Raw genomic sequence first — 3,793 nt, forward strand, 5'->3', positions numbered from 1 at the left:
GGTCAGTGGTCGTCCGAGCCGGTGAGCTTGGCGGAGATTGCCACGGGCGGAGACAGTTCGTTCGTTCAGGTGGTGGCCAAACATCGGTACCACCTCCTTGCTGCTGCACGGGGCGGGGATAAGCGCGCGTTGCTGCTCACTGCGGAGCGCTACGGGGACCCAGGGGCGCTTGAGCTTGAGCCGTCGGATGAAATGGATCCGTACGGTATGGCTGATCTGGCCGACGCACACGGTCACCCCGAGCTGGCCCACCAGTGGCTGACCATGCTCGCACGCGAGGGCGAAGTATCCGTCATGCGCGAGCTCATCGAATACCGGGGCGAGACACCGTTCCGCGCTTGGGTTTGGATGCATCTCTCGCGCATGCTGGGTCGGGACCTGAGCCAGGATCGACATGAAGCGATCAACGAGGACGGCACACCGTACGACGACGATGTCGGCGGGCCCGCCTATGTCGGTGGCGTCGACGGAATCAAATTGGTGCCACTCGCGGCCGAGGAGAACAGGCGTGCCGAAGAAGAGGCTGATCAGCTGTTCGCGGCAATCCAAGAGCGCTACAACCTGACCTGATCTAGTTCGTTCAAGGGCGGGCTCCTGCCAAAGGGGGCCCGTCCGCATTTTCACTTGGACGTCCACCATCCGCGGACCATCAGATTGGGCTGACCGGTCGTATTAAACGGATTGCGTCACTGTCATTGATCAGCTTCGCTTCCGGGCAGAGGCTGACATCTCCAAGGTACTGGACGAACCCAGCGCCCCACTTACCATCCTACCGTCCACTGACGCTGGCCCAATGCTCGAGCATCAGGGGCAGCGCCGACATCATGGGCGGTCCGTACTGACGGAAACGGAGCCGTCTTCCCTCAGCCGGACGCTTACATACACATCTGGCGGAGGTATTCGATCGATCGACGCCCCCGCAGGAAGGATCTCCCAGCTGGTGATCGAGCCGCAGACTGTTTTATGAATCAACCTGCCACTATCCAACCCCCGCCTGGAAAGCTCGGCAACAACCACTTCAGGGGGGTGGCGATCAAAGCCCTTATAGGCAGTGCACGTCTTTCCCGTCTGACCCATAGGGTACGTTGAACTCTCCACCTCGTCCCTGCACCCCAGCAGGCCCAGGACGAACGAAAGGAGGGTTAGTATCCAAATGCATCGCATTGCCGGTCACTCCTTTCTTTTGCTGCCCTGCTGTACGCCTTGTCTACCGCAGCGCCTCCGAGTCCGCCATCGCGAAGCCGCGTCGCACAGGTCATCTGCTCTTGATATGCACGGCACTCAAGTTCATTCGCTAGCTGCCGATGCGCCATCCCACCATATTCCCAGTCCTTTGGAAATGGACTTGCACCTTTGGGCCTACCAACGCAGGCATTGGGAACTCTCTTTTCCAGCAGCGCCTTATGGTTTCGCTCATGCATAACGGTGCATATCTTGTCGCAGCCTGAATTGCAGACACTGACCAGGAATCCTCCATTGCCATCACAAGTCACCATTCCCATTTGTCCGCCGCACGTATTTGTGTCGAACACCGGCTCGAGTCCAAGTGGGTCAACCACGCGAAGCGGAGAGGCTTTGGAGTACCCGTAAACAGAAATGCCGCCAGAGATGCCTATCGGATCCGCTTGCGTATAGCGTCCGGTCGCAGCTTCATATTCCCGCTGGAAGTTATAGAACAAGCCGCTGGCATCCGTGGCCTGCTGCCCCGGGAATCGCAGCGCCAGATCAAAGACAACACCATCGCCATCCGGATCCAGACTTGGAGATTGGTCGCCAAACACTTCGCTCTTGCTGCTCCAATCCCATATCGCCACATTGCGCACTGGGTCGATAGCAACGCGCGGGGTACCCAGATGGTCCGGCTGGATGTAGGCCAGCTCCGGCACGCCGGCGCTCGGCAGATTGATCAACGCCACCGGATAGTTGTCCAGCCAGATCGCCTGCTGCTGCGCCTGGCCCGTGGCCGAATAGTTGCCCAGCCATTGCCCTGCTTCGTCGTACAACGTGATCTGAGCCGCACCCCCGGCCGGAGTACGCAACACGCGCTCACCGCGGTGGTTGTAGACGTAGCTCTCCAGTGTGGCGTTGCCCTGCTTCACCGCGTTCATGCGGTTGGCATCGTTGTAGCTGAACATCTTGCTGCCGATGCTGGTGGTGTTGCCCGCCGCATCATGATTGCGTGGCTCACCATCGACCGCCGTAAGCCGGTGGCTGGTGGCCGGATAGGTGTAATTGGCGGTTCCTGCCGAAGTGGTCAGCGAGATGCGGTTGCCGGTGGCGTCGTAGCCGTAGGTTTCGATCGGCGTGCCGGTCGCGCCGTCCTGGGTCTGGGTCAGGCGGCCCAGGCTGTCGTAGGCGTACTTGGCCAGCACTTCAGACCCGGCGCCGTTCTTCAGCTCGGTGATCGAACCCACCGGATCATAGCCATAGCTCAAGGACAGCCCACCTGCTGCCGGGTCATGCACGGCCTGCGGACGGTAGTCCAGGTCCAGCGGGCGCTGCAACTGGCGGCCATTGCCGTAGGTCCACCCTGTCGCCGGGCCGAAGGCCGCATAGATCACGTTGTTCACCACGATCTGGCGCGGCTGGCCGGTGCGCGTCAGGCCAATCTGGCTGACACGGCCCTGGGTGTCACGTACGTAGTCGGCCACGCTGCCGTCCGGGTAGGTCAACGCGGTCAGACGACCGGACTTGCTGTAGGCGTAGCGCAGCGTACTGGCGACACCGTTGACGGTCTGCACCTTGCGGGTGATCTGGCCGAAGCGGTCATGGCAGTACTGGGTGTTGCCATTCGCGTGCAACACCTGCCCCAGGCGCCCCTTGGCAAAGCGCTCGTCGGCGGCGCAGGCAGCCGGTGCCACGTCATAGCTATAGCCCACATCCAGATTGGGGTCTGGGTAGGCGATGCCGATCAGGCGGTTGAGCGCGTCGTAGCTGTAGGTAGCGGTGATGCCCCGCGCATCGGTGGCGGTCTTGCGGTTGCCAGCCACATCCACGGTGAAGCTGCTGGCGCCACTGTCCGGACTGACCTGTCCAGTCAGATCACCGAAACCGTTATAGGCATAGGTAGTGTGCAGGCCCTTCGGGTCAGTCACCTGGGTGACCTGGTCCAGCGCGTTGTACTGGCTGCGGATTTCCGCAGCAACACCGCCGACGTCCTGCAGGGTCCGCGCCAGCCGGTTCAGCGGATCGTACTGCTGGCTGGTGACGCGCTGCAGGGCGTCGGTCACCGTCTGCGGGTTGCCGTTGGCATCGTAGGTGAAGCCGGTAGCGTGGTTGCCAGCGTCTTTCAGCGCCGTAAGCTGGCCAATCGTGTTGAAGGTGCGTGCCAGGGTGCGGCGCAGGGTACCGCCCGCATCCAGGGTGTCCTCCTTCAGTCGATTGCCGGCATTGTCCAGCGTGTAGTGGATGGTGTTTCCGGCGTTGTCCTCGATATCGGTCAGTCGCAGTGCTGCGTCATAGACGTAGGTCACGCTGCCGCCATCGGGCTCGGTGATCTGCTGAACCTGGCCGGTGGGCCAGTAGCTGATCTGGGTGGATCGATCCTCGGCGGTGGTGGCGCCGCGTACGGTCACCGAGGTGGGCCAGCCACGAGCATGGTAGGCGTAGTCGGTGACCACGCCATTGGCATCCTTCACCGACAATGGTCGCCCGTAGGCGTCGTAGGCCAACGTTTCCACCGTCTGACCGAGTGCATTGGTGACACTGCGCAGGTCGCCCTTGCGATAGGTGCAGGCCCCATTGGTCGCGCATCCTGCGTCGTCTGCGACGTGGTAGGCGTAGGTGCTGACGT

Annotated in this window: 2 protein-coding genes; one reads left to right on the plus strand and one right to left on the minus strand. The window is 61.9% G+C overall.

What is annotated here, in order from left to right; all coding sequences use genetic code 11:
- A partial coding sequence (locus AB4Y84_RS15790) for a hypothetical protein (RefSeq protein WP_442250414.1) occupies nucleotides 1-570 on the plus strand: 570 nt, incomplete at its 5' end.
- Nucleotides 571-1,142: 572 nt separating this feature from the next.
- On the opposite strand, the gene AB4Y84_RS15795 is transcribed toward AB4Y84_RS15790, so the two are convergent.
- Nucleotides 1,143-3,793, minus strand: a 2,651-nt coding sequence (locus tag AB4Y84_RS15795) for an RHS repeat-associated core domain-containing protein (protein ID WP_442250415.1), incomplete at its 5' end; no start/stop codon positions are given.

It is taken from the genome of Stenotrophomonas sp. 2YAF22, from assembly GCF_052114665.1.
In the GTDB taxonomy this organism is placed as follows: domain Bacteria; phylum Pseudomonadota; class Gammaproteobacteria; order Xanthomonadales; family Xanthomonadaceae; genus Stenotrophomonas; species Stenotrophomonas indicatrix.